2 protein-coding genes are annotated in these 1,081 nt (G+C 72.2%); one reads left to right on the forward strand and one right to left on the reverse strand.

What is annotated here, in order from left to right:
* Positions 1-523: DUF2332 domain-containing protein (locus tag NQ160_RS23015; protein WP_257517339.1), on the reverse strand; the 523-nt coding region annotated here is incomplete at its 3' end.
* Positions 524-591: 68 nt separating this feature from the next.
* Between NQ160_RS23015 and msrB the strand changes: the two genes are divergently transcribed.
* A complete protein-coding gene (gene msrB / locus NQ160_RS23020) occupies positions 592-999 on the forward strand; it encodes a peptide-methionine (R)-S-oxide reductase MsrB (RefSeq protein WP_257517340.1) in 408 nt (135 codons plus the stop codon).
* Positions 1,000-1,081: the final 82 nt, after the last annotated feature.

Genomic DNA, 1,081 nt, shown 5'->3' on the forward strand with positions numbered 1-1,081 from the left:
CCAGCGGCGGCATCCGGTCGCCCCGCAGTTCGCTCGTGAGCGTCACCGGTGACGCCCCGTCGGCGGGCTCGAGCACCACCTCGTCGCCGTCGGCCCGCTGGTACCGGTAGCCGTACCGGTCGGGGTACAGGCAGAGCCCGGCACTGGCGCCCACCTCGAGCAGCGCGATCGGGCCGGGCACCAGGGCGAGGGCCGGCAGCAGCGCCGCGCACCGCAGCGGCTCGTTCGTCTGCACGCTCCGCCGGTCGCACTCGGCGACCACCGCGTCGGCGTGGGCGCCCGTCCACGCGGCCCAGGTCGCGTACCCCGCCTCGGGCGCTCCGAGCAGTCGCGTGACGGCGAAGACGAGCGGCGGCTGGCGGCGGGCAGGCGCGATGCGTGCGAGCAGCTGCTGCATGTCGGGGTCGCCCGCGACGCCGGCGGACCACTCCCGGTACACCTCGGACCGGCCGGGCGCCTCGTCGCGCGCGAACCGCGCGTAGCGTTCGCGCACCGTGGATGCGGCATCCGCAGTACTCGTCATCCCTTCATTCTGCGCGAGCGGAACACTCCCGCCCTGCGTCGGGTTGAATGAAGTGACGAAGGAGAGACATGACGTACGCGGTGAACAAGAGCGAAGACGAGTGGCGCGAGGAGCTGGGCCCGGAGCAGTACGCGGTGCTGCGGCAGGCGGGGACCGAACGCCCCTGGACAGGTGAGCTGCTCGATGAGAGCCGGGCGGGGCTGTACGCCTGTGCGGCGTGCGGCGCGGAGCTGTTCCAGAGCGGAACCAAGTTCGACTCGCACTGCGGCTGGCCGAGCTTCTACGAGTCGGTGCGGCCCGAAGCGGTCGAACTGCTCGACGACTCGAGCCACGGGATGGTGCGCACCGAGGTGCGCTGCGCCAACTGCGGCTCGCACCTGGGGCACGTGTTCCCCGACGGATTCGGCACGCCCACCGGCGACCGCTACTGCATGAACTCGCTCGCGCTGCAGTTCACGCCGGAACAGCAGGCGTGACCGCACGCGACGCGATGCGGCGTCGCCGGTCGCTGTCGAAGGTGACCGACGACGCCCCCACGCACGACGAGCTGCTCGAGCT

The organism is Microbacterium sp. zg.Y909 (assembly GCF_024626565.1).

Excerpts from the sequence above, each read along its gene's own strand:
- msrB (WP_257517340.1), top strand. The coding sequence starts at position 592 with ATGACGTACGCGGTGAACAAGAGCGAAGACGAGTGGCGCGAGGAGCTG.